This window comes from Ornithinimicrobium pekingense DSM 21552 (genome assembly GCF_000421185.1).
Classification (GTDB): Bacteria; Actinomycetota; Actinomycetes; order Actinomycetales; family Dermatophilaceae; genus Ornithinicoccus; species Ornithinicoccus pekingensis.
Window position 1 is genome coordinate 69,616 of the sequence record NZ_ATWJ01000014.1, and the last position, 23,902, is coordinate 93,517.

The following is a 23,902-nucleotide window of genomic DNA, read 5'->3' on the forward strand; positions in this document are numbered from 1 at the left end:
GAAGGACCGGCGATGCGAGGCCTCAACCTGCACCAGCCAGGGCTGAAGAACGACCCCGACTGGTTCCGCAAGGCGGTCTTCTACGAGGTCCTCGTCCGGGCCTTCGAGGACTCCTCCGGCTCCGGCTCCGGCGACTTCAGCGGACTGGTCGGCCGGCTGGACTACCTGCAGTGGCTCGGCGTCGACTGCCTGTGGATCCCGCCCTTCTACGCCTCGCCCCTGCGCGACGGCGGGTACGACGTCGCCGACTACACCGCGGTGCTGCCGGAGTTCGGCACGCTGCCGGACTTCCGCGAGCTGATCAGCCAGGCGCACGCCCGCGGGATCCGGATCATCACCGACCTGGTGATGAACCACACCAGCGACCAGCACCCGTGGTTCCAGGCCAGCCGTTCCGACCCCGAGGGGCCCTACGGCGACTTCTACGTGTGGTCCGACACCGACGAGAAGTACAGCGACGCGCGCATCATCTTCGTCGACACCGAGACCTCCAACTGGACCTTCGACGCGGTGCGGCGGCAGTTCTTCTGGCACCGCTTCTTCTCCCACCAGCCCGACCTCAACTTCGAGAACCCGGCGGTGCAGGAGGCGATGTTCGACGTCGTCCGCTTCTGGATGGACATGGGCATCGACGGCTTCCGGCTCGACGCGGTGCCCTACCTCTTCGAGGAGGAGGGCACCAACTGCGAGAACCTGCCGAGGACGCACGAGTTCCTCGCGGCGCTGCGCGCGATGGTCGACGAGGAGTACCCCGGGCGGGTGCTGCTGGCCGAGGCCAACCAGATGCCGGCCGAGGTGGTCGACTACTACGGCACCGAGGAGGCCCCCGAGTGCCACATGTGCTTCCACTTCCCCGTCATGCCGCGGCTCTACTACGCGCTGCGCGAGGAGAAGGCCGAGCCGATCATCCGGGTGATGAACGAGACGCCGGCGATCCCCCGGGGCACCCAGTGGGGCACCTTCCTGCGCAACCACGACGAGCTGACCCTGGAGATGGTCTCTGCCGAGGAGCGCTCGGCGATGTACGGCTGGTACGCCCCCGACCCGCGGATGCGGGCCAACATCGGCATCCGGCGGCGCCTGGCGCCGCTGCTGGACAACTCCCGCAGCGAGATCGAGCTGATCAACGCCCTGCTGCTGTCGCTGCCGGGCTCGCCCTGCCTGTACTACGGCGACGAGATCGGCATGGGTGACAACATCTGGCTCTCCGACCGTGACGCGGTGCGGACCCCGATGCAGTGGACCCCCGACCGCAACGCGGGCTTCTCGACCGCCGACCCCGGCAAGCTCTACCTGCCGGTGGTCAGCTCGCTGGTCTACCACTACAACTCCGTCAACGTCGAGGCCCAGATGGCCAGCAGCGCCTCGCTGCTGCACTGGACCCGCGGGATGCTGCAGGTCCGCGGCGCCCACGACGTCTTCGGCATGGGCGAGTTCCACCTGTGCGAGACCGACAACGACGCGATGCTGGCCTTCGTGCGGGTGCTGCCCGAGGACGACGAGGGCGAGCGCGACGGCCACCCTGCCGTGCTCTGCGTCAGCAACCTCTCCTCCCGCCCGCAGGCGGCCACCGTCACGGTGCCCGAGCGGCTCCGCGGCGCCACCGTGCTCGACCTCTTCGGCGGCAACGGGTTCCCGGACATCGCCGACGACGGCACCGTCCGACTGACGATGGGCTCCCGCGACTTCTTCTGGCTCGGCCTGGAGCCGCCGGTCGACGACACCCCCGCCCCCCGCGCCAAGGAGGACTCCTGATGGCCACCCTGTCCCCCGGATTCGACGAGTTCCTGCCGGCCTGGGTCGCGACCCAGCGCTGGTACCGCGGCAAGGGCCGTGAGCCCCGGCTGCAGCGCATCGCCGGCTACCGGTGGGAGGACCCCCAGGGCGAGGTCGGCCTCGAGGACCACATCCTCGTCGACCGCTCGGGCGAGGAGGAGGTCGTCTACCAGGTGCCGCTGTCCTACCGAGCCGAGCCGGTCGACTTCCTGGCCGACGCCCTCGTCGCCGTCGCCGAGCACGACGAGCTGGGCACCCGTTACATCTACGACGCCACCCACGACCCGGTGTTCGTCCAGACCCTGCTGCAGCACATCTACGGCGAGCACGACGTGCCCTCCGTGCGCTCCCGGCGCGTCGTCGCCGGCGCCGCCGCGCCCGCGCTGCACACCTGCCGGGTCCTGCGGGGCGAGCAGTCCAACACCTCGATCGTGGTGGAGCCGTTCGGCCGGACGCGCCCGGTGATCATCAAGGTGTTCCGGGTGCTGCAGCCCGGCGACAACCCCGACGTGACCGTGCCCAGCGCGATCGCGCCGCTGGGCAACCGCATGGTGCCGGGGCCGATCGGGTATGCCGAGGGTCGCTGGCCGCTGCCGGACAGCACCGAGGCCCGGGGGCACCTCGCCTTCGTCCAGGAGTTCCTGGCCGACACCCGCGACGCCTGGCAGGTGGCGCTGGAGTCCGCCCGGGCCGAGGAGGACTTCGCCGGGCCGGCCCGCACGCTCGGTGCCGCCACCGCGCGGGTGCACGCCTCGCTGCGGGAGGCGTTCGAGACGCGCACCGGCGACCGGGAGAGCCGCACGACGCTGGTGGACCAGATGCGCCGACGGGCCGAGGCGGCCTTCGCCGAGGTGCCCGAGCTGGAGTTCTACCGCCAGGACGTCGAGCGGCTCTACGGCGCTCTCGAGGAGCTCGAGCTGCCGCCGCTGCAGCGGGTGCACGGGGACTACCACCTCGGCCAGGTGCTCGAGGTGCCCGGCCGGGGCTGGGTGCTGCTCGACTTCGAGGGAGAGCCGATGCGGCCGCTGGCGGAGCGGACCGCGCCCGACCTCGCGCTGCGCGACGTCGCGGGCATGCTGCGCTCGTTCGACTACGCCGCGGCCTCGGTCGAGCTGGGCGGGGAGGGCGAGCGCCGCGACTGGGCCGACCGGGCCCGCACCGCCTTCCTCCAGGGGTATGCCGAGGAGACCGGGGAGGACCTCGACGCCCAGGAGCTGCGGTCCCTGCTCGACGCGCTCGAGCTCGACAAGGCGCTCTACGAGGTCGTCTACGAGGCCCGCAACCGTCCCGACTGGATGCCCATCCCCGTGGGCGCCGTCCAACGCCTCGTCAACCGAGCCGGGCGACGGCGCGACGACGCTGACCTCCGCGCCGCCTCGGGCGACCAGGGGCGGGTCGGCCGTCACCGCGCCCCGGAGCAGAACGACGTCGCTGCAACCGCCCAGCCCCCTGCGGCTGCCGGACAGCCCCCCGCGGCCGCCGCCGCTACCCGGCAGGGTGGGCCGACGGGGAGCGAGCCCCACGAGCCGGCCGCCGCCGACTTCGGCGTCGTCCACGCCCCGGGCTCCACCGGTGCCGGGTCGCTCACCGACGACGAGGGCCACGTGCGCACCGCGGCGCAGCCCGAGGACTACGCCGCCCGACCGGTTCATCACGAGCACCGCACGTCCCCCGTCGGCGAGACCCCCGCCGCCGGCGAGACCCACGCCGCCGGTGAGACGTCGGCGCCTGCAGCCGGCGTCTCCGGGCAGGAGGCACCCCGCGCCTACCCGCCGGCCAGCGGACGACCCACGAGCGCCAGCGGCGGCGTGCCGCACGCCCCCATCGCCCCGCCGGCCGCGATGGTCAGCGCGGGGGACGCGCAGGAGCAGCGCCCCGACGAGGAGACGGTGGAGACCACCGTGACCGGTGGCGAGGAGCCACCGCCCTCGGTGGACGCCAACGAGCCGGCCGAGGTCGAGTGGCGCTACCCCGGCGCGAGCGGCTCTGCCCCCGTCCTCGGTCCGGACGGCCGCCCGGTCGACCCCGCCGTGCTGCGTGAGCAGGCGTGGTCCGACGCGCTGTCCTCCCCGGCCGTGGTCACCGGCCAGCTCGTCGGCGACGCCGACGGGCAGGACGCGACCGACGAGCACGCGGTCCCCGGCACCCGCTCGAGGACGGTGCGCCGCGTGCCGCTGAGCCCGCCCGCCTCGCCGCCGGCACCGCATACCCGCCCGCTCGACCTCGAGGAGGCGACCGACGTCGCCTACGGCCTGCACCGCAGCCCGCACCTGGTCCTGGGCCCCCACCCGTTCGAGGGGCACGTGACGATCCGGGCCCTGCAGCCCGCCGCCGAGGCCGTCACGGTCCGGCTGGCCGACGGCACCGAGCTGGCGATGACCGAGGAGACCGGCGGCATCTGGGTCGCGGTCGTGCAGCAGGAGGACGTGCCCGACTACCGCCTCGCCGTCACCGAGCGGGGTGGGCACCGGGTCGTCGACGACGCCTACCGGCACCGCCCGCAGATCGGCGAGATGGACCTGCACCTGCTCGGCGAGGGCCGCCACGAGGAGCTGTGGAAGGTCCTGGGCTCCCACGTGCGGACCGTGCGGGACGGGATGGGCGAGGTCACCGGCACCCACTTCGCGGTCTGGGCGCCCAACGCGCTGGCCGTGCACGTCATCGGTGACTTCAACGACTGGGACGGCAGCACGCACGCGCTGCACGTCCACGAGAGCGTCGGCGTGTGGGAGCTCTTCGTCCCCGGGGTCGGGGCAGGGGCCCACTACAAGTACGACATCACCGGCCCGGACGGCACGCGGCGCGCCAAGACCGACCCGATGGCGCGGGCCACGGAGGTGCCGCCCTTCAACAACTCGGTGGTGACCGTCTCCAGCCACCGGTGGAGCGACGGGGACGCCGCGTGGATGGAGCGCCGGGCGCGCACCGACATCCACCACGGCCCGATGAGCATCTACGAGGTGCACCTCGGCTCCTGGCGCCAGGGCCTGAGCTACGAGGAGCTGGCCGAGCAGCTGGTCTCCTACGTCAGCGAGATGGGCTTCACGCACGTGGAGTTCATGCCAGTCATGCAGCACCCCTACGGCCCCTCGTGGGGCTACCACGTCACCGGCTACTACGCGGCCGACAGCCGCTTCGGGCACGAGGACGGGCTGCGCTACCTCATCGACCGCCTGCACCAGGTGGGCGTCGGCGTCATCCTCGACTGGGTGCCGGGGCACTTCGCGACCGACCCGTGGGCGATGGCGCGCTTCGACGGCACCCCGATCTACGAGCACCCGGACCCGCGCAAGGGCTGGCACCCCGAGTGGGGCTCCTACATCTTCGACTACGGCCGCCCCGAGGTGCGCAACTTCCTCGTCGCCAACGCCAGCTACTGGCTGGAGGAGTTCCACGCCGACGGCCTGCGCGTCGACGGCGTGGCCTCGATGCTCTACCTCGACTACTCCCGCGAGGCCGGCCAGTGGATCCCCAACCGCCACGGCGGGCGGGAGAACCTCGAGGCGGTCGAGCTGCTGCAGGAGACCAACGCCACGGCATACCGGCGCAGTCCCGGGGTGGTCATGATCGCCGAGGAGTCGACCTCCTGGCCCGGCGTCACGGCGCCGACCGACGAGGGCGGCCTGGGCTTCGGCTTCAAGTGGAACATGGGCTGGATGCACGACACGCTCGGCTACCTCGCCGAGCTGCCCTACTCCCGCTCCCACCACCACCACGCGCTGACGTTCTCGCTGGTCTACGCCTTCAGCGAGAAGTACATCCTGCCGATCAGCCACGACGAGGTCGTGCACGGCAAGGGCTCGCTGGTGCGCAAGATGGCCGGCGACGCGTGGCAGAAGTTCGCCACCACCCGCGCCTTCCTGGCCTACCAGTGGTCCCACCCGGGCAAGCAGCTGCTGTTCATGGGCTCCGAGTTCGCCCAGGCCCGCGAGTGGGCCGACGGCGGGACCCTGTCGTGGGAGCTCACCGAGCAGCCGATGCACGCCGGCGTCCAGCGCCTGGTCCGCGACCTCAACCGCCTCTACGACGAGCTGCCGGCGCTGTGGCAGATCGACCACCACGAGGACGGCTTCGCCTGGCTCGACGCCAACGACGCCTCCCGCAACACCTACTCCTACCTGCGCTGGGGCAACGAGGGACCAGACGGGCTGCGCCCGGTGGTCGCGGCCATCGTCAACTTCAGCGGCATCGCCCAGGAGCGGGTGCACGTCGGGCTGCCCTACGGCGGCCGCTGGCGCGAGGTGCTCAACACCGACGCCGAGCACTACGGCGGGTCCGGCCAGGGCAACATGGGCTTCGTCGAGGCCTATGACGTCGAGCACCAGCGCCAGCCGTTCTCGGCCCTGGTGACCGTGCCCCCGATGGCGGCGGTCTGGCTCGTGCCCGACCCGGTGGAGCCGGAGCCGGCAGCCCTGGAGGAGCCGGCCGAGCAGGACGCCGGGGCCACGGCCGGAGGGGCCGACGCCGGGGAGCCCGGCGGGCGCCACGACCGCGCCGGCGAGCCGGCCCGGGCCGAGGACCTCATCGACGTCGAGGCGGTCGTGCGGGCCTACACCGAGATCGTCCCCGACCCCGAGGACGTGGACCAGCAGGTCGCGTTCGGCACCTCGGGCCACCGCGGCAGCTCCCTGGACGGCGCGTTCAACGAGCACCACATCCTGGCCACGACGCAGGCGATCTGCGAGTACCGCACCGCCCAGGGCATCGAGGGTCCGCTGTTCATCGGCAAGGACACCCACGCACTCTCCGGGCCGGCCTGGCGCACCGCGCTGGAGGTGCTGGTCGGCAACGGCGTGGACGTGTGCATCGACACCGGCGGGGCCGAGGCGTACACGCCGACCCCGGCGGTGTCCCGGGCGATCCTGGCGCACAACCGTGAGGTCGAGGGCGCGGTCGGGACCGCCGACGGCATCGTGGTGACGCCGTCGCACAACCCGCCCCGGGACGGCGGCTTCAAGTACAACCCGCCGCACGGGGGACCGGCCGACACCGACGCGACCGGCTGGATCGCCGACCGTGCCAACGAGCTGCTCCGTGCCGGCCTGGAGGGTGTGCGCCGGGTGCCCTTCGACCAGGCCCTGGAGGCGGCGGAGCCCTACGACTTCATGGGCGAGTACGTCCGTGCCCTCCCGCGGGTCGTCGACATCGACGCGATCCGCGAGGCCGGCGTGCGGATCGGCGCCGGACCGCTGGGCGGCGCCTCGGTCGACTACTGGCAGGCGATCGCCGAGGAGCACGACCTCGACCTGACGGTCGTCAACCCCCGGGTCGACCCGACCTGGAGCTTCATGACGCTGGACTGGGACGGCAGGATCCGCATGGACTGCTCCTCCCCCGACGCCATGGCCTCCCTCATCGACATGATGCAGGGGGAGTCGTCGTTCGACGTGGCGACCGGCAACGACGCGGACGCCGACCGCCACGGGATCGTCACCCCAGACGCCGGCCTGATGAACCCCAACCACTACCTCGCGGTCGCGATCGACTACCTCTACGGCGGGGCCCGCCCTGGCTGGCCCGAGGGGACGGCCATCGGCAAGACCCTCGTGTCGTCGTCGATGATCGACCGGGTCGCGGCCGCCCTGGGCCGGGAGCTGGTCGAGGTGCCGGTGGGCTTCAAGTGGTTCGTGCCCGGCCTGCTCGACGGCTCGGTCGGCTTCGGCGGCGAGGAGTCGGCGGGCGCGTCCTTCCTCTGCCGCGACGGCTCGGTCTGGACGACGGACAAGGACGGCATCATCCTGGCGCTGCTGGCGGCCGAGATGATCGCCCGGACCGGCAGGAGCCCCTCCCAGCGGTATGCCGAGCTCGTCGCCGAGCACGGCGACCCCGCCTACGCCCGGGTCGACGCCCCGGCAGACCGGGCCGCCAAGGACAAGCTCAAGAAGCTCACGGCCTCCGACGTCACCGCGGACACCGTCGCGGGCGAGGCGGTCACCGCCGTGCTGACCGAGGCGCCCGGCAACGGCGCGTCCATCGGCGGGCTCAAGGTCACCACGAAGTCCGCCTGGTTCGCCGCGCGGCCGTCGGGGACCGAGGACGTCTACAAGATCTACGCGGAGTCGTTCCGGGGCCCGGAGCACCTGGCCCGGGTCCAGGCCGAGGCGCAGCAGCTGGTGGACGCCGCACTGCAGGACTGACCGCACGCTGACGCGGGTCGGCCGGTCGCGCGGCTGGGCGACCCGTCCTGCTCGGGTAGGGTGGCCCGCCGTGACCCCTCCCCCGCACGCGACCGCCCTCGCGTGCCGGGGCAGCCGGTGAGGCGCCTGCGGCGCGGGCTGCTCGACCCACGGCCGCTGCGCGTCAGCACCGACTTCCGGCGACTGTGGGCCAGCGGCCTGGTCTCCGGCCTGGCCGCCCAGATGTCGGTGGTCGCGGTCCTCTTCCAGGTGTGGGACCTGACCCGCAGCCCCGTCTGGGTCGGCACGATCGGCCTGGTCCAGGCGGTCCCGATGATCGTGCTCGGCCTGCTCGGCGGCGCCGTGGCGGACGCCCTGGACCGCCGCGACGTCGTGGTGCGGACGACGGCCCTGCAGGCGCTCGTCGCCGCCGGCCTGGCGGTGCAGGCCGCGCTCGACGTCGGCTCCCTGGCCCTGGTCCTCGGCCTGGTGGCGTTGCAGTCCGGGGCCGCGGCCCTCGGCGCCCCGGCCCGGCGCACCTTCGTCAAGCGGCTGTTGCCGGCCCACCTGCTGGCGGCCGGCGTCGCCCTGCACATGATCGGCTTCCAGGCAGCGATGATGGCCGGCCCCGCGCTCGGCGGCCTCACGATCGCCGCGGCCGGCATCGGCGCGTGCTACGCGCTCAACGCGGCGAGCTTCCTCGTGGCGCTGTGGGCGGCATACCTGCTCCCCCCGATGCCGCCGGAGGGCGCGCGCGGGGCCGCCGGGCAGGAGGACCGGATGGCCGCCGACGCCGCGGAGGGCGGCGGCGACAAGCCCACCGGCGCCCCGCAGCCACGGCGTCGGCTACGGCACCGGGTGCGAGCCGTCCTCGCCTCGCTGGCGGACGGCATCCGGCTGACGGTGCGACGCCCGGTGCTGCGCGGCAGCTTCGCCGTCGACCTGGCCGCGACGCTGCTGGCCTTCCCGGTGGCGCTGTTCCCGATGATCAACGAGCTGCGCTTCGGTGGCGACCCGACGACGCTGGGACTGTTCCTGTCCGCGGTCGCGGTGGGCGGGTTGCTGGCCGGGGTCGCCTCCGGGCTGGTGACCCGCTCGGCCCACCTGGGCTGGATCCAGCTCGGAGCTGCCGTCGTGTGGGGTGCGGCGCTGGCCGGGTTCGGGCTCGCGGGGCCGCTGTGGCTGGCGCTGACCTTCCTCGCCGTCGCGGGTGCGGCGGACACGACGTCGGTCACCTCGCGTGCCGCGATGGTGCAGCTGGACACCGAGGACCGGATGCTCGGCCGGGTCTCCTCCGTGGAGCACGTGATCGGCATCGCGGGCCCCGACCTCGGCAACTTCCGCGCGGGCGTGGTGGCGGGGCTGTGGTCACCCGCGGTCGCGGCCTTCAGCGGAGGGGTGCTGTGCGTGGTCGCCGTGGTGGCGGTGGGACTGACCCACCCGCAGCTGGCACGCTTCCGCGTGCAGGGGCAGCGCCCCTGAGGCAGCTGACCTCGGCGGCGGTCAGCGCTCCTTGGGGATCATGATCCACAGGATGATGTAGACCAGCTCCCCGATGCCGGTGATCCCGAAGATCACGAAGCCCAGCCGCACGAGGAAGGTCGGCAGCCCGAACCGCTCCGCGAGCGCGGCGCAGACGCCGGCGATGATCTTGCCCCTGCGGGGGCGGACGAGGCCGTCAGCCATGACGCGGTCCTTTCCGTCGACTGCCGTCAGTCTGCCACCGCTGCCACCGGGGCCACCGGGGCGCTCAGAACAGCGCGCTCATCAAAGAGCTGCGGGCCTTCTGCACGCGCGGGTCGGAGGCGCCGATGACGTCGAAGAGACCGATCAGGTGCGTGCGGGCCGCGTCGCGGTCCTCCCCGGCCGTGCGGCGGACGACGTCGATGAGACGCAGGAAGGCGTCCTCGACGTGGCCCCCGACCGCGTCCACGTCGGCCGCGTCGATCTGGGCCTGCACGTCGTCGGGACGGTCGGCAGCCGCCTGGCGCACGGCCGCGAGGTCGAGCCGGCTGGTGCGCTCGAGCAGGCGGACCTGGCCCAGCCCCAGGGTGGCCAGCTCGTCGGCCGGGTCGGCCGCGAGCGCCTGCTCGTAGGCGTCGACGGCCGCGGCCCAGTCGCCCCGCTCGATCGCGTCGTAGGCGGCCTGGTGCAGGGGCGGCAGCTCCTGCTCCTGGTCCTCGTCACCGGTCTCGTCCGCCTCGCCGCCGTCGGCGGACACGTCGACCCGGCCGGTGATGGCGTTGGTGACCGCGGCCTCGAGGAACTTCTCCAGCAGCTGGTCGACCTGGGCCAGGTCCTGCACGCCCAGGTAGAAGGGCATCGGCTGGCCGCCGAGCAGGCCCAGAACGACCGGCAGGGCCGACACCTGACCGAACGTCTGCTGCAGGATCGGCGTGAGCGCCTGCATGATGCCGGGGTTGTCGGCCAGGTCCACACCGACCACCTGGAAGCGCCCGTCCTTGGCCCGGGCCGCCTCGGCCAGCTCACGCAGGTGCTGCAGCGACTCGGGCACCTGCGGGGTCCACAGGACCAGGACCAGCGGGGTGGTCAGGCTCGCGTTGACGACGGCCTCGAAGGTCGCGTCGCCGGCGTGCACCAGGGCCCCGCTGCGCCCCGGCACCCCGCCGGACGGCATACCCGAGCCCTGGGCCCCGGCGGAGCCGGCGGCGGCACCCGCGGACGGGGCCGGTCGCTGCGCCCCGGCACGGGCGCCCAGCCCGGACAGGTCGACGGCTCCCCGGAGCGCGGAGGTGCTGAACGGCTGCTGGGACATCAAGGGCTCCTCGGCTCAGACGTGCGTGGTGTGCGAGAGGCGCACCCTCACAGGGTATGGGGTGCGCCGGCGCTCACTCGCCCCAGGCTTCCACGAGCTGCTCGCGCGCGGCGATCATCTCGGGCTTGAAGTCCACGCCCTCGGCCGGCACGCGCATCCCGACGAACACCATGGTCCGCAGCACGGCCTCGTCGGTGATCTCGTCGTCACCGGCGAGCGCGACGAAGGACTCGGGGGCGGTCAGCACGCTGTTGGCGTTCACCGTGAAGGTGGTGTCGCGCAGCAGGGTGCCGATGACGAAGGCCGACCCGTCCTCGAACATGAGGGTCTTGGTGTCATCGGAGACCAGCCAGTTCTTCTCCCGCAGGGAGGCCTGGTCGGCCACGGCCGCGGCCTGCTCCTCGGCCGCCTTGCGCACGGCGGGGCTGTAGCCGTGGGTGCGGTAGTCGGGGATGTCCTCCGGCTGCGGCCAGCTGATGTAGGCCCCGAGCTCCTTGAGGGTGTCGCGCGGATTGGCCAGCAGGGTGCCCTGCCCCTCGCGCAGCACCGGGGTGCCGACCGAGCGCCGGTCGAACGTCGGCACCTCCGTGCCGGGGAGCATCCGGGCCTCCCAGATGATGCGGAAGTCCTTGTCCTCGCCGGTCCGGCTCTCCAGGAGGTGCAGCACCGGGACCTCGTCCGCGGGCACCGTCTGCACGAGCAGGAACTCCGGCAGGTCGCCGTCCTCGCGGCTGATCGCCAGCACGTTGGGCTCCGGGGCGGCGTCCGCCTCGGTCTCAGCCGGCTCGCCGAAGACCTCCTCCAGCTGGTCGGCAGCCTCGACGGCCGTGCGCGCCGAGCCCATGAAGGCGCTGCGCTGGGCGTCGGTGACCTCGTCGCCGTCGCCCTGGAAGGACTCGTGGCGCGCCTCCATCACGGTGGCGGCGACGGCCTCGGCGTCCTCGACCGACATGGCGGCCTGGCCCTCGTCGGTCGTCATCGCCTCGCTGGTGGCGGCTGCGTCGTCGGTGGCGGCCGTGGCGGTCGCGGAGTCGCCGTCCGCGGCGGAGGTGGCCGAGCCGTCGTCACCGGGGCCGCCGGTGGCCGCCCCCTCGGAGGTCGCGCCGGAGGCGGGCGTGGAGGCGTCGTCGGTCTCGTCATCGCCGGAGCAGGCGGTCAGGACGAGCGCCGAGGCCAGGGTGACCGCAGCGGTCATTCGGGAGAACTTCATAACGAAACGGTAAACACTGCGCATTCACCCGCCAAATCAGGGATCTCCCAGGAACCGGCCCGGCAGGACGGGAAAGCCCTCCCGGGGTAGCCTCCGGCCCTCCGGCTCAGGCCCGGAGGCGGTCCTCCACCCGGACACCCTCCTCGTCGGCCGGCCCGCTGACCAGGCGCTCCAGGGCGAGGTAGGCGGCATACAGCACCAGGAGCACGGCGGTCACGTGCAGCAGCAGCGCGAGGGAGACGCCCACGATGACCCCCGCGACCCGGTAGCGGCCCCAGAGCAGAGACAGGGCGCTCGGCACCAGCAGCGCGAAGAGGGCACCGAGGGCCAGCTCCTGCTCCCACGGCCGCTGCCCCATCCACGGCAGCACGTCGAGCACGTCGAAGAAGTCCAGCGTGGCCAGCACGCCGGTGACCGAGACGACACCGAGGAGCGCCACGAGCGCCCCGCGCCAGCGCAGGCTGCGGCTCCACCACAGCGTGCCCAGGGTGACGGCCGCCCACATCAGCCAGGCGCGGACCCGGCCGGTCCCGAGCCCGATCATCGCCCGCCGGAAGATCCGGTCGGCCTCGTGCCGCTCCACCCGCGGACCTCGGTAGCGCTCGGGCGCGACGAGCGCGTCGTGCAGGACCGCGGCGGGCAGGAAGTCGCCGCTGCGCGGCACCAGCCAGGTGAACAGGTCAGGCACGGAGGCGAGGTCGGTGCGGAAGGTGCTCAGGTCGGCCGGGACGACGAACGGCTCCTCGTGCTTGTCGTCGCGGTAGCCGAAGGTCCGCAGCAGGGTGAAGGCACGACCGTCGACGCTGCGCAGCTCCAGCCGCAGCACACCCCCGGTCTCGGCGTCGAAGAACTGCCCCACGCCCCGGTCAGCCCCCGGCGAGCTCGTCGGTCGCGCGCACCAGCGCATCGAGCGTGCCGGGCTCGGAGAAGGCGTGCCCGGCGTCGGGCACCACGACGAAACGTGCCCCGGGCAGGCGCTCGGCCAGGTCGAAGGCGGTGCGGGCGGGGGTGCACATGTCGAGGCGGCCCTGGACGATCACGGTCGGGATGTCCGCCAGCGCAGGCGCCCCGTCGATGAGCTGGCCCTCGCGCATCCAGCCACCGTGGACGAAGAAGTGGTTCTCGATCCGCGCGAACGACAGCGCCTGGGCGTCCTCGACCGCCTTGCGGTAGCCCTCCTCGTCGGGCAGCACGGTGATGACGCGCGACTCCCACCCGCTCCACGCCTTGGCCGCGGGAAGGTGCACGGCGGGGTCGGGGTCGAAGAGGAGCTCGTGGTAGGCGGTCTGCATGTCGCCGCGCCGCTCGGGCGCCACGGGCGCGACGTACTCGGCCCACAGGTCGGGGTAGACGTGCTCGAGGTGGCCCCGTTCGTACATCCACGCCAGCTCGCGGGCGCGCAGGGTGAAGATGCCGCGCAGCACCAGCTCGGTGACCCGATCGGGGTGCGCCTGGGCGTAGGCCAGCCCGAGGCAGGACCCCCAGGAGCCGCCGAAGACCTGCCAGCGCTCGATGCCGAGGTGCTCCCGGATGCGCTCCATGTCGGCCACGAGGTCCCAGGTGGTGTTGGTCGCCCACACCCGCGGGTCGACGGTCGTCGAGGCGTGCGGCCGCGACCGGCCCGCCATGCGCTGGTCGAAGAGGATGATCCGGTAGCGGGCGGGGTCGAAGACGCGACGTTGCTTCGGGCTGGTGCCGCTGCCGGGCCCGCCGTGCACGAAGACGACCGGCTTGCCCTCGGGGTTGCCGGACTGCTCGACATACACCTCGTGGCCGTCGCCGACCGCCAGGTGGAAGCTCTCGTAGGGCTCGATCTCGGGGTAGAAGGTCCGCAGCTCGCTCACGGCACCCTGCCTATCACGGCCCACCCTCCGGCGGGTCAGGCCGGGCGCACCATCCGCACCTCGACGACGCCGTCGTCCTGCTGCACGCTCCGGGTCCCGTCGAGCACGAATCCGTTGCGCTCGTAGAAGCGGACCGCCCGGCCGTTGCCCAGGGCCACCCACAGGTAGGCCGGCCCCTGCCCCAGCGTCTCGTCCAGCAGCCGCTGGGCGATGCCCGTCCCCTGGTGCTCCGGGGCGACGTTGAGCGACCATACCTGGCGGGGTGCGGGGGCGTCCTCGTCCATGCCCGGGCCGATCATGAGGAAGCCCACGGGCTCGTCCTCGAGCAGCGCGACGCGGATGGCCCGGCCGTCGTCGGGGACCGTCCCCTCGGCGTAGGCCCGGGTGACGGCGTACCAGCGCGGCCGGAAGTCGTCGACGGACAGCCCGTCGACCACCTCGTCGTCCATGATGCCGCGGTAGGTCTCGGCCCAGATGCGCACGTGCAGCGCCGCGAAGCCCTCGACGTCCTCGGGCCGGGGCTCACGCACGAGGTATGCGGTCGCGCCGGCGGGGGCCTCATGCCCCTGCCCCTGGGTGCTCACCTCAGCCCTCCCCGAGGTGGGCGTTGACCCGGTCGACCTTGGCGCTCAGCTGGCCGGTGCGTCCGGGCCGGATGTCGGCCTTGAGCACGAGCGAGACGCGCGGGCCGTGCTGGGCGACCGCGTCGCAGGCCGCCTTGACCACGGGCATCACCTCGTCCCACTCTCCCTCGATGGTGGTGAACATCGAGGTCAGCTCGTAGGGCAGCCCGGAGTCACGCACGACGCGCAGGGCGTCGGCGACGGCGGCGCTGACCGAGCCGGTGTCGTCGGAGGCGGACGGGGCGACCGAGAACGCGAAGAGTGCCATGACGCCCACCCTATGCACCCCTCGTCTTCCTCCTCCCCTCCCTTCCCCACTCCCTCCCCTCCCCACCGACGACGTCGTGTGCACGTCACCTGCCCCACCGACGACGCGGTACGTACGATCCCGCCCCCACCGACGACGCGGTGTGCGCGCCAGGCGAGCACGCGCCGCCCCCGGTCGCCAGGAGAGCGGGCACACCACGTCCCCGGTCGCGGGGAGAGCGGGCACACCACGTCCCCGGTCGTGGGCGGGGGCGGGGGCGTCTCAGGTGAGGTCGGCGACCACCCGGTCGGCCGCGGCGTAGGGGTCGAGGCGCCCGGCGAGCACCTCGTCGACCGCCTCGCGCAGCGCGCCGTCCTCGCGCAGCCCGCCCATCCGTGAGCGCAGCCCCTCCAGCGCCAGCGCCTGCACCTCGCGGGCCGCCCGCACGCGCCGGCGCTGCTCGAGCTCCCCGTGCTCGGTCATCCAGTCCCAGTGCTTGTCGAGCGCCTCCAGCACCTCGTCGGCGCCCTCGCCCCGGTCCGCGACCGTGGTCAGCACGGGCGGGCGCCACAGGTGCGGCTCGGTGCGGTCGCCGAGAGAGATCATGTGCCGCAGCTCGCGCACCGTCGCCTGGACGCCGTCGCGGTCGGCCTTGTTGACCACGAAGACGTCACCGACCTCGAGGATCCCGGCCTTGGCCGCCTGCACCCCGTCGCCCATGCCCGGTGCGAGCAGCACGATCGTGGTGTCGGCCAGGCCCGCGACCTCCACCTCGGACTGCCCGACGCCGACGGTCTCGACGAGGATGACGTCGCAGCCGGCGGCGTCGAGGACCCGCAGCGCCTGCGGGGTCGCCCAGGCGAGGCCGCCGAGGTGGCCCCGCGAGGCCATCGAGCGGATGTAGACGCCCGGGTCGAGACCGTGCTCGCCCAGACGGATCCGGTCGCCGAGCAGGGCCCCGCCCGAGAACGGGCTCGAGGGGTCCACGGCCAGCACCCCCACCCGCAGGTCGCGCCGGCGCAGCGCCCCGACCAGCATCGACGTGCTCGTCGACTTGCCCACACCGGGGCTGCCGGTCAGCCCGACGATCCGCGCCCGGCCGGCGTGCGGGGCGAGCGCGGCCATGATCTCGCGCAGGGCGGGGTGACCGTTCTCGACGAGCGTGAGCAGCCGACCCAGTGCCCGGGGGCTGCCCGCGCGGGCCTGCTCGACCAGGGCGGGGACGTCGACCTCGCGGCGCGATCGCACCTGCTTCACCTCGGCTCCGGGGACGGTTCGGGACGGACTGCACGGGAGGTGGTGCGCGACACGGCGGCCGGGCGCACCCGGCCGCCGCGCGACATACCTCTCGTGCCGGCTCTCAGGCCTGCTGGCCGGCAGGCACGCGCACGACGAGCGCGTCGCCCTGCCCACCGCCGCCGCACAGCGCGGCCACGCCGACGCCGCCGCCGCGGCGCTGCAGCTCGAGGGCCAGGTGCAGCAGGATGCGTGCGCCGGACATGCCGATCGGGTGACCCATCGCGATCGCTCCGCCGTTGACGTTGACGCGCTCGGGGTCCAGGCCCAGCTCCTTGGTGGAGGCCAGACCGACGGCCGCGAACGCCTCGTTGATCTCGACGAGGTCGAGGTCGGTGGGCTCGATGCCCTCCTTCTTGCAGGCGAGCGCGATGGCGCGCGACGGCTGGCTCTGCAGCGAGGAGTCGGGCCCGGCGACCATGCCGTGGGCACCGATCTCGGCGATCCAGGACAGCCCCAGCTCCTGCGCCTTGGCCTTGCTCATCACCACGACCGCGGCGGCGCCGTCGGAGATCTGCGAGGCGGAGCCGGCGGTGATGGTGCCGTCCTTGCTGAAGGCCGGCCGCAGCCCGGCCAGGGACTCGACGGTGGTCTGCGGGCGGATGCCCTCGTCGTCGCGGAAGGCCACGGGGTCGCCCTTGCGCTGGGGGATCTCGACCGTGACGACCTCGTCGTCGAAGCGACCCTCCTGCCAGGCCTTCGCCGCGAGCTGGTGGCTGCGGGCGGCGAAGGCGTCCTGCTCCTCGCGGGTGAACTCGCGGTCAGCGGTGTTGGCGTCCTCGGTCAGGTTGCCCATCGCCTGGTCGGTGAAGGCGTCCCACAGCCCGTCGTAGGCCATGTGGTCGCGCACGGTGACGTCGCCGTACTTGTAGCCGCTGCGCGACTTCTCCAGCAGGTGCGGGGCGTTGCTCATCGACTCCTGGCCGCCGGCCACGACGATCTCGGCCTCGCCGGCGCGGACCAGCTGGTCGGCGAGCGCGATCGCGTTGATGCCGGACAGGCAGACCTTGTTGATCGTCAGCGCCGGGACGTTCATCGGGATGCCCGCCTTGACGGCGGCCTGGCGCGCGGGGATCTGCCCGGCGCCGGCGGTGAGCACCTGCCCCATGATCACGTAGTCGACCTGGTCGCCGGAGACGCCGGCCTTGTCCAGGGCGCCCTTGATGGCGAAGCCGCCCAGGTCGGCGGCGCTGAACCCGGACAGCGACCCGAGCAGCCTGCCCATCGGGGTGCGTGCCCCGGCGACCAGGACGGACGTGGTGGTGTCGGTGCTCATGGCTGTCCTCCAGCGGCAGTGGTGGGAGCGGTTCCTCCCGCCATCGTAGTGCGGCCCGGGGACGCTCCGGACCCGGGGCGGGAGGGGGTATGGGGTGCCGCGACGTCAGCCTCCGTGGACCACGGCGCCGTCGAGCACCGTGGCCGACACCGTCGTCCCGCGCAGCGCGCGCGCCTGCTCGCGCGACGTCATACCCGGGGCGCCGAGGGGGTCGACGTCCAGCAGGACGAGGTCGCCGGGGGCACCTGCCCGGACCCGTCGTCCGTCGACCGACGCGGCGAGCGCGTCGCGCGGGGTGATCTGCTGCTCGGGGTGCCAGCTCTCGCCGTCGACCGGGCCGCGGTGCACGGCGACCGCCATGGCCAGCCAGGGGTCGAGCTCGGAGACCGGGGCGTCGGACCCGAGCGCCAGCTCGATGCCGGCGTCGAGGAAGCTGCGCACGGCGAAGGCCCGGTGCGTGCGGTCGGGCCAGCACTGCTCGGTGACGCTGCGGTCGTCGAGCAGGTGGGCCGGCTGCACGCTGGCCCGCACCGGCAGGCCCGCCCACCGGGGCAGGTCGGCGAGGTCGACGAGCTGGGCGTGCTCGATGGAGCCGGTGGCTCCCGTGGCGGCGAAGGCGTCGAGCACCGCCTTCACCGCGGCGTCGCCGATCGCGTGCAGCGCGGCGTGGAGACCGGCCCGGGTGGCCCGCCGCAGCAGCTCGACCAGCTGGTCGGCCGGGACGTTGGCGGCACCGGCCGGGTGGGCGAGCTGGGCGGCGTCGGCGTAGGGCTGGCAGCACCAGGCGGTCCGGGTGTTCAGCGAGCCGTCGGTGATGACCTTGAACGGGCCGAGGGTGACCAACCCGTCGGTCGCGCGGACCGGGTCGCCGGTCCGGGCCCCGGAGCGGATGACGGTGTCCAGGCCCTCGGGGTAGACACCGGTGCGCACCCGCAGCGGTGGGGTGCTGCCGGCGGTGCGGTCGCGCCACTGCTCCCAGGGGGCGCCGAACTCGAGGTCGACGACGCCGACCACCCCCCGGGTGTGCGCCTCGGCGACAGCGGCGGCCACGCCCCGCTCCGCCTCCTGGGCGGCGCCGGGGAGGGTCTGCAGGCGGTCGTAGAGCGGGAACCAGTCGGCCTCGGCGACGATCCCGTCGACCGCCGGGCCGCCCAGCAGGCGCAGGGCCGCGGTGTTGAGCCAGCCGTGGTGCGCGTCGCCGCTGATCAGCGCCACGGGCACGGGCCCGCTGACCGCGTCGAGCGCGGCGACGGTGGGCTGCTCCGCCCAGCCGGCGCTGCGGTGCCCGAAGCCGACGAGCACGCCCGTGGGGCTGTCCAGACCTGCCCTCAGCCGCTCGGCGACCCGCTGCAGGACCGCCCGCGGGCCGTCCGTGCCGGAGGTGTCCAGGCGGGCACGCACCAGCCCCCACTGCGTCATGTGCACGTGCTGGTCCCACAGCCCCGGGACCGCCCAGCGGCCCTGCCCCTCGAGCACGGGGACCGAGGCTGCTGCACCGGCCGCGGCGTCCCGGGCGGACGGCCCCACGGCCGCCACGGTGCCGTCCAGCACGAGCACGTCGACCGGTTCGACGGCTGCCGGCGCGGAGGCGTCAAGGGGCACCAGGCGCACGTCGCGCACGAGCAGGTCAGCCATGCTGCGCAATGTAACCCCCTGCCCGCGGGCACGTGCACACGGTTCGTCGCGTCCTCTCCCCCGGTGTCAGGCCGCGGGCCTAGGCTGACGGTATGAGTGCAACCCCTGGCACCGGCCCGGCAGACCCCGCCCTCGACGCGCTCCAGCCGCTCCTGCTGGGTATCGACCACGTCGGCATCGCCGTCCCGGACCTCGACGCGGCCATCGCCTTCCACGAGGACGTCCTGGGCAACAGGGTGGTGCACGAGGAGACCAACGAGGAGCAGGGCGTGCGCGAGGCCATGGTCGCCGTGGGCCCGGCCGACACCACCGGCGGCGGACCGGAGCCGGCCATGATCCAGCTGCTGGCGCCGACCGGCCCGGACTCCACCATCGCCAGGTTCATCGACCGCAACGGACCGGGACTGCAGCAGCTGGCCTACCGCGTCTCCGACGTGGACGCGGCCGGCGAGGTGCTGCGCGGGCGCGGGCTGCGCCTGCTCTACGACCGCCCGCGCCGGGGCACGGCCGGCTCGCGCATCAACTTCATCCACCCCAAGGACGCCGGCGGTGTGCTCGTCGAGCTCGTGGAGCCCGCCGAGTGACCGGACCCAGGGTCGGGCGGGCGACGCCGCCGCAGCACGGGACCGTCGGCGACGGGGCCCCGGGCGGCCCGGCCGCGCCTGCCGACGGGTCCGGGCCGCCCGAGCCCACCTCGGCCCTCGCGGCGGACGAGACCACCGCCGGGCCCCACCCCGCCGGAGCAGCCGTGCGGGCGCCCGAGGCGCCGGGCGACGGGGGCGACCGGGGCGACGGGGGTGACGGGCTCGACGCGATGCCGCCCGGGGCGGGGAGGGCAGCACGACCCGCGAGGCGGGGTGGCGCGCTGCGCCGGCTGTCTCCCGTCCGCGGGGCCAGGGCCGGACGCGCGGCGGTGCAGCGCTGGCAGGACTACCGCGAGCGCCAGCTGTCCGTGCTCGCCGAGAGCAACCGGCTCCAGCGCGAGCTGCGCGAGCAGGAGCGCACCGTCGTCGCCTCCCCGGACGCCGACCCGGCCGGCACGCCGGACGCGTCGGCGGGGGCCCACACCGGTCGGCCCTGGCCCGCCGTCTCGCCGTTCTACGTCGGCTTCACCTTCGCCTTCGGTGCGCTGCTGGCCTGGCTGCTCTTCCAGAACCTGACCCGCCTGACCTCGGTCTTCACCTTCCTCCTCGTCGCCCTCTTCGTCACCCTGGCGCTGGAGCCGGTCGTGCAGTGGCTGACCCGTCGCGGGGTCGCCAGGCCCGCCGCCGTCTTCGTGGTCTTCCTCGGCCTCGTGGGCGTCGTAGCCGCGATCGGGGCGCTGGTGGTGCCCCCGATCGCCTCGCAGACGGCCATGCTGGTGGACCGGGCCCCGGCCTTCCTGCAGGAGCTGGCCAACGAGCCCTGGATCGCCGACCTCGACGAGCAGTACGCCGTCTCCGAGCGCATCACCGCCGAGATCGAGAGCCTCACGGTCGACGGCGCCACGATCTCGACGATCTTCGGCGGCGTGCTCGGCGCCGCCGGCTGGGTCGCCGGCAGCCTGGTCGGGGTCCTGACCTCCGCCATCCTGACGCTCTACCTACTGGCGACGCTGCCGCGGACCAAGGACGCGGCATACCACCTGCTCCCCCGCAGCAGGCGCGACCGGGTGAGCGCGATCGCCGAGGAGATCATGCGCCGGGTGGGCGGCTACGCCCTCGGCCAGGGCGCCGTGGCGACGATCAACGCCGTCTGCTCCTGGGTGATGATGCAGATCCTGGGCATCCCCTACCCCGAGATGCTCGCGGTGCTCGTCGGCCTGCTGGGCCTGATCCCCATGGTCGGCGCCACCCTCGGCGCCGTCGTGGTCGCGCTCGCCGCGCTGAGCGTCAGCCCCACGACCACGCTCGTCGTCATCGTCTACTACGTCATCTACCAGCAGGTCGAGAACTACGTCATCGTGCCCAATATCATGCGCCGCACGGTGTCGGTGCCGGGCGCGGTCACCGTCGTCGCGGTGCTCATCGGCGGCACGCTGCTGGGCGTGATCGGCGCACTGATCGCCATCCCCGTGGCCGCCGGGCTGCTGCTGATCTACCACGAGGTGCTGGTGCCGCGCCAGGAGCGCCTGTAGCGGCGCGGGAGCCTCAGGCCCAGGACCCGCCGGGGCGCCGGCGCTCCCGCGCGGCCCAGCAGACCGTGTGCCAGTGCCGTCGGTTGTCCACCTGGTTCATCGACTCCACCGGCCACACCACGGTGTGCGCCACGTCGGCGCCGACCTCCCCCTGGCAGCCGGGGCAGCGGTAGACCCGTCCGGTGTCGTTGGGCCGCACCTGCCGGGCGGCCCACACCTGCCCGGCCCAGCGGACCTGGCTGGGCGTCGGGTCGCGGCGCAGGGCGGGCGGGGCCTCGCCCCGGCCCCGCGCGGGGCGCCCCGACCTGCGGGGCCGGTTGGAGCGCGGCACGGCAGGGCCGTCAGGAGGTGAAGGGCCGGTCCAGGATGACGTGCTCGACGAGCAGCGGGGAGGCCTCGACCGACTCCCGGGGCAGGCCGGAGCTGCCCGAGGCGAGCTCCTCGCACACCGCGAGGACGTCGTCGGCGCCGATGTGGTCGATCATCGCGAACGGGCCCATCGGGTAGCCCAGGCCGAACTGCGTCGCGGTGTCGATGTCCTCCACGGTGGCGTAGCCCTCGTCGAGCATCCGGACGGCGTCGTTGAGGTGCGGCACGAGCAGGGCGTCGACCACCAGGCCGGCACGGTCGCGGCAGACCACCGGCTCGGCGCCGACCTTGGTGACCAGCTCGCGCAGCACGGCCACGGCGTCGTCGTCGGTGACGCTGGTGCGGCCGATCTCGATCACCTGGCCGTTGTTGGTGGGGGCGTGGACGCGCAGGGCCAGGCAGCGGCCGGGCCGGCCCGACAGGGCGCCCAGCGCGACGGCCGCGGCGCTGTTGACCGTGGTCAGCACGGTGCCCGGACCGGTGATCTCGCCCAGCTCGGCGAAGAGGTCGTCGATGTCGCGGCCCGGGAGCAGGTCCTCGACCGGGTCCCCGGCCGAGGCCGGCTCCCCCAGCTCCAGCCCGTCGAGGTCGTCGACCTCGGTGTCCAGGTCCTGGGCCTCGATGACCACGCCCACGTCCGCGAGCGCCGCGAGCGCCTCGGAGTCAGCGGCCTCGGTGACGTGCACCACGGCATACCCGCCGTTCTCGAGGCGCTCGGCGAGGTCGTCGGCGACCTCGCCGGTGCCGACGACACCCACCGAGGTGACCCCGGTCGGCTCGGGCTGCGGCGGCGTCTGCGCGTCCGCGACGACCGTGCCGCCACCGGGGCGGTCGTAGGTGTAGAAGCCCCGGCCGCTCTTGCGGCCGAGCAGACCGGCGGTGACCATGCGGCCGAGCATCGCGCTGGGGGCGTGCATCGGCGAGCGCGTGTGGTTGTAGATGACGTCACCGATGTGGTGGCAGACGTCCAGGCCGACGAGGTCGACCAGGGTCAGCGGCCCCATCGGCAGGCCGGCGCCGACCCGCATCGCGGTGTCCAGGTCCTCCCGCGAGACATGGCCGTGCTCGAGCATCCGCAAGGCTGAGGTGAAGTAGCCGAAGAGGAGGTAGTTGGCCACGAAGCCGGCCCGGTCGCCCACGACCACCGGCTTCTTGCCCATCGACCGGGACAGCTCGACGACGCTGTCGACCACCGCCTGGTCGCTGCGCACCGTGGTGATGACCTCGACGAGCTTGAGCACGGGCGCGGGGTTGAAGAAGTGCAGGCCCACGACGCGCCCGGGGTGCTTCGTCGGCCCCGCGATCTCGGTGATCGACAGGCTCGAGGTGTTGGACGCCAGGATCGTGCCGGCGTCGCAGATCTCGTCCAGCCGCCCGAAGACCTCGTGCTTGAGCGACATCACCTCGGGCACCGCCTCGACCACGAGGTCGGCGTCCTTGAGGTCCGCCAGGTCGGTGCTGATCGTGACCCGGTCCAGGATCTGCGCCTGCCCCGCCTCGTCGAGCCGGCCCTTGGCCACCGCACGGTCGGTCGAGCCCTGCAGGATCGCCCGGCCGCGCTCGGCATACTCCTGCGTCGTCTCCACCCCGACGACCCGCAGCCCTCCCCTCGCGAAGACCTCCACGATGCCGGCACCCATGGTGCCCAGTCCGATGACGCCGACGGTGCTGATCTCGCGCATGCTCCCGATCCTGCCAGACGCGCACCCGCGGTATGCCGTGGGGCCGGGGCCCCTCGGCACGGCACGGGGGTGGCCCCGCGGGCGGGTTAGGGTTGCCCGCGTGCGTGTCGTGATCGCCCGGTGCTCCGTCGACTACCAGGGGGCCCTGGAGGCCCATCTGCCCCTCGCGACCCGGCTGCTGATGGTCAAGGCCGACGGGTCGGTGCTGGTGCACTCCGACGGCGGCTCCTACAAGCCGCTGAACTGGATGGCCCCGCCGTGCTCCATGGCCGAGGTCGAGCCCGACGAGCTCGAGCGCGAGGAGGGGGTCGAGGCCGTCTGGCTGGTGCAGCACGGCAAGCGCGACGACCTGCTCCGCATCCGCCTGCACGAGGTCCTGTCCGACTCATCGCACGAGCTCGGCATCGACCCCGGTCTGGTCAAGGACGGTGTCGAGGCCCAGCTGCAGGCCCTGCTGGCCGAGCACATCGGCACGCTGGGCCAGGGGTGGACGCTGCTGCGGCGGGAGTACATGACCGCGATCGGGCCGGTCGACATACTGTGCCGGGACCAGGACGGCGCGACCGTGGCCGTGGAGATCAAGCGGCGCGGCGACATCGACGGGGTGGAGCAGCTGACCCGCTACCTCGAGCTGCTCAACCGCGACCCGCACCTGGCGCCGGTCCAGGGAGTCTTCGCCGCGCAGGTCATCAAGCCGCAGGCCCGGGTGCTGGCCACCGACCGGGGCATCCGCTGCGTCACGCTCGACTACGAGGCGCTGCGCGGCCGGGACGACGCGGAGTCGCGGCTCTTCTGACGGGCCTCTTCTGCCCACGGGCGCAGACCGGCCCCGAGACGCAGAGGCGGCACGAGGACGGGCTCCCGCCCGAGGCCGTGCCACGGACAAGGTTCCGCACCACGGACGAGGCGGGCACCATCGTCCCCGGTGCACACCCT

18 protein-coding genes are annotated in these 23,902 nt (G+C 73.6%); 6 read left to right on the forward strand and 12 right to left on the reverse strand.

Annotated elements, in window-relative coordinates; translation table 11 throughout:
• The first annotated feature begins 12 nt into the window (after window positions 1–12).
• From treS to K330_RS0116040, 3 genes are all read left to right on the forward strand, one after another.
• A complete protein-coding gene (gene treS / locus K330_RS0116030) occupies window positions 13–1,755 on the forward strand; it encodes a maltose alpha-D-glucosyltransferase (protein WP_022922830.1) in 1,743 nt (580 codons plus the stop codon).
• Window positions 1,755–7,913, forward strand: a complete 6,159-nt coding sequence (gene glgB, locus K330_RS24695) for a 1,4-alpha-glucan branching protein GlgB (protein ID WP_022922831.1) — start codon at window positions 1,755–1,757, stop codon at window positions 7,911–7,913. Before treS ends, glgB begins: the two co-directional genes overlap by 1 nt.
• Window positions 7,914–8,030: 117 nt before the next feature.
• On the forward strand, window positions 8,031–9,374 hold the full coding sequence (locus tag K330_RS0116040) for an MFS transporter (RefSeq protein WP_029202768.1): 1,344 nt from the start codon (window positions 8,031–8,033) through the stop codon (window positions 9,372–9,374).
• A gap of 21 nt (window positions 9,375–9,395) precedes the next feature.
• Here the strand turns inward: K330_RS0116040 and K330_RS0116045 are convergent, their stop codons facing one another.
• The 10 genes from K330_RS0116045 to K330_RS0116090 form a co-directional block, all read right to left on the reverse strand.
• A complete protein-coding gene (locus K330_RS0116045) occupies window positions 9,396–9,578 on the reverse strand; it encodes a PspC domain-containing protein (RefSeq protein WP_022922833.1) in 183 nt (60 codons plus the stop codon).
• A 64-nt stretch (window positions 9,579–9,642) separates the two neighbouring features.
• Window positions 9,643–10,668, reverse strand: a complete 1,026-nt coding sequence (locus K330_RS0116050; protein WP_022922834.1) for a co-chaperone YbbN — start codon at window positions 10,666–10,668, stop codon at window positions 9,643–9,645.
• Between the two features lie 73 nt (window positions 10,669–10,741).
• The gene (locus tag K330_RS21880; RefSeq protein ID WP_040658293.1) at window positions 10,742–11,878 is read right to left on the reverse strand and encodes a fimbrillin family protein; all 1,137 of its coding nucleotides are present in this window, start codon (window positions 11,876–11,878) and stop codon (window positions 10,742–10,744) included.
• Between the two features lie 106 nt (window positions 11,879–11,984).
• Window positions 11,985–12,737, reverse strand: a complete 753-nt coding sequence (locus K330_RS22955; protein ID WP_022922836.1) for a DUF1353 domain-containing protein — start codon at window positions 12,735–12,737, stop codon at window positions 11,985–11,987.
• A gap of 7 nt (window positions 12,738–12,744) precedes the next feature.
• Entirely contained in the window at window positions 12,745–13,713 is a 969-nt protein-coding gene (gene pip / locus K330_RS0116065) for a prolyl aminopeptidase (protein ID WP_029202769.1), read from the reverse strand.
• Between the two features lie 44 nt (window positions 13,714–13,757).
• On the reverse strand, window positions 13,758–14,306 hold the full coding sequence (locus K330_RS0116070) for a GNAT family N-acetyltransferase (RefSeq protein ID WP_022922838.1): 549 nt from the start codon (window positions 14,304–14,306) through the stop codon (window positions 13,758–13,760).
• Window position 14,307: 1 nt separating this feature from the next.
• Window positions 14,308–14,613, reverse strand: a complete 306-nt coding sequence (locus tag K330_RS0116075) for an MTH1187 family thiamine-binding protein (RefSeq protein ID WP_040658317.1) — start codon at window positions 14,611–14,613, stop codon at window positions 14,308–14,310.
• Window positions 14,614–14,874: 261 nt separating this feature from the next.
• Window positions 14,875–15,840 (reverse strand): methylmalonyl Co-A mutase-associated GTPase MeaB, encoded by a 966-nt coding sequence (gene meaB / locus K330_RS0116080; protein ID WP_029202772.1) that lies wholly within the window; start codon window positions 15,838–15,840, stop codon window positions 14,875–14,877.
• Window positions 15,841–15,952: 112 nt separating this feature from the next.
• The gene (locus K330_RS0116085; RefSeq protein ID WP_022922841.1) at window positions 15,953–17,164 is read right to left on the reverse strand and encodes an acetyl-CoA C-acetyltransferase; all 1,212 of its coding nucleotides are present in this window, start codon (window positions 17,162–17,164) and stop codon (window positions 15,953–15,955) included.
• 105 nt (window positions 17,165–17,269) lie between these two features.
• Window positions 17,270–18,799 (reverse strand): amidohydrolase, encoded by a 1,530-nt coding sequence (locus K330_RS0116090; RefSeq protein ID WP_022922842.1) that lies wholly within the window; start codon window positions 18,797–18,799, stop codon window positions 17,270–17,272.
• Window positions 18,800–18,891: 92 nt separating this feature from the next.
• Between K330_RS0116090 and mce the strand changes: the two genes are divergently transcribed.
• Both mce and K330_RS21890 read left to right on the forward strand, forming a co-directional pair.
• Window positions 18,892–19,383 carry a methylmalonyl-CoA epimerase gene (mce, locus tag K330_RS0116095; protein WP_022922843.1) on the forward strand — a complete coding sequence of 164 codons (492 nt, stop codon included), beginning with the start codon at window positions 18,892–18,894 and terminating at the stop codon, window positions 19,381–19,383.
• Complete coding sequence (locus K330_RS21890; protein WP_022922844.1) at window positions 19,380–20,915, forward strand: AI-2E family transporter; 1,536 nt, start codon at window positions 19,380–19,382, stop codon at window positions 20,913–20,915. Before mce ends, K330_RS21890 begins: the two co-directional genes overlap by 4 nt.
• A gap of 13 nt (window positions 20,916–20,928) precedes the next feature.
• Here the strand turns inward: K330_RS21890 and K330_RS0116105 are convergent, their stop codons facing one another.
• Both K330_RS0116105 and K330_RS0116110 read right to left on the reverse strand, forming a co-directional pair.
• A complete protein-coding gene (locus tag K330_RS0116105) occupies window positions 20,929–21,246 on the reverse strand; it encodes a hypothetical protein (protein ID WP_022922845.1) in 318 nt (105 codons plus the stop codon).
• A 10-nt stretch (window positions 21,247–21,256) separates the two neighbouring features.
• Window positions 21,257–22,966 carry a 3-hydroxyacyl-CoA dehydrogenase gene (locus tag K330_RS0116110; protein WP_022922846.1) on the reverse strand — a complete coding sequence of 570 codons (1,710 nt, stop codon included), beginning with the start codon at window positions 22,964–22,966 and terminating at the stop codon, window positions 21,257–21,259.
• A 100-nt stretch (window positions 22,967–23,066) separates the two neighbouring features.
• Between K330_RS0116110 and nucS the strand changes: the two genes are divergently transcribed.
• On the forward strand, window positions 23,067–23,762 hold the full coding sequence (gene nucS / locus K330_RS0116115; protein ID WP_022922847.1) for an endonuclease NucS: 696 nt from the start codon (window positions 23,067–23,069) through the stop codon (window positions 23,760–23,762).
• The last annotated feature ends 140 nt before the right edge of the window (window positions 23,763–23,902 follow it).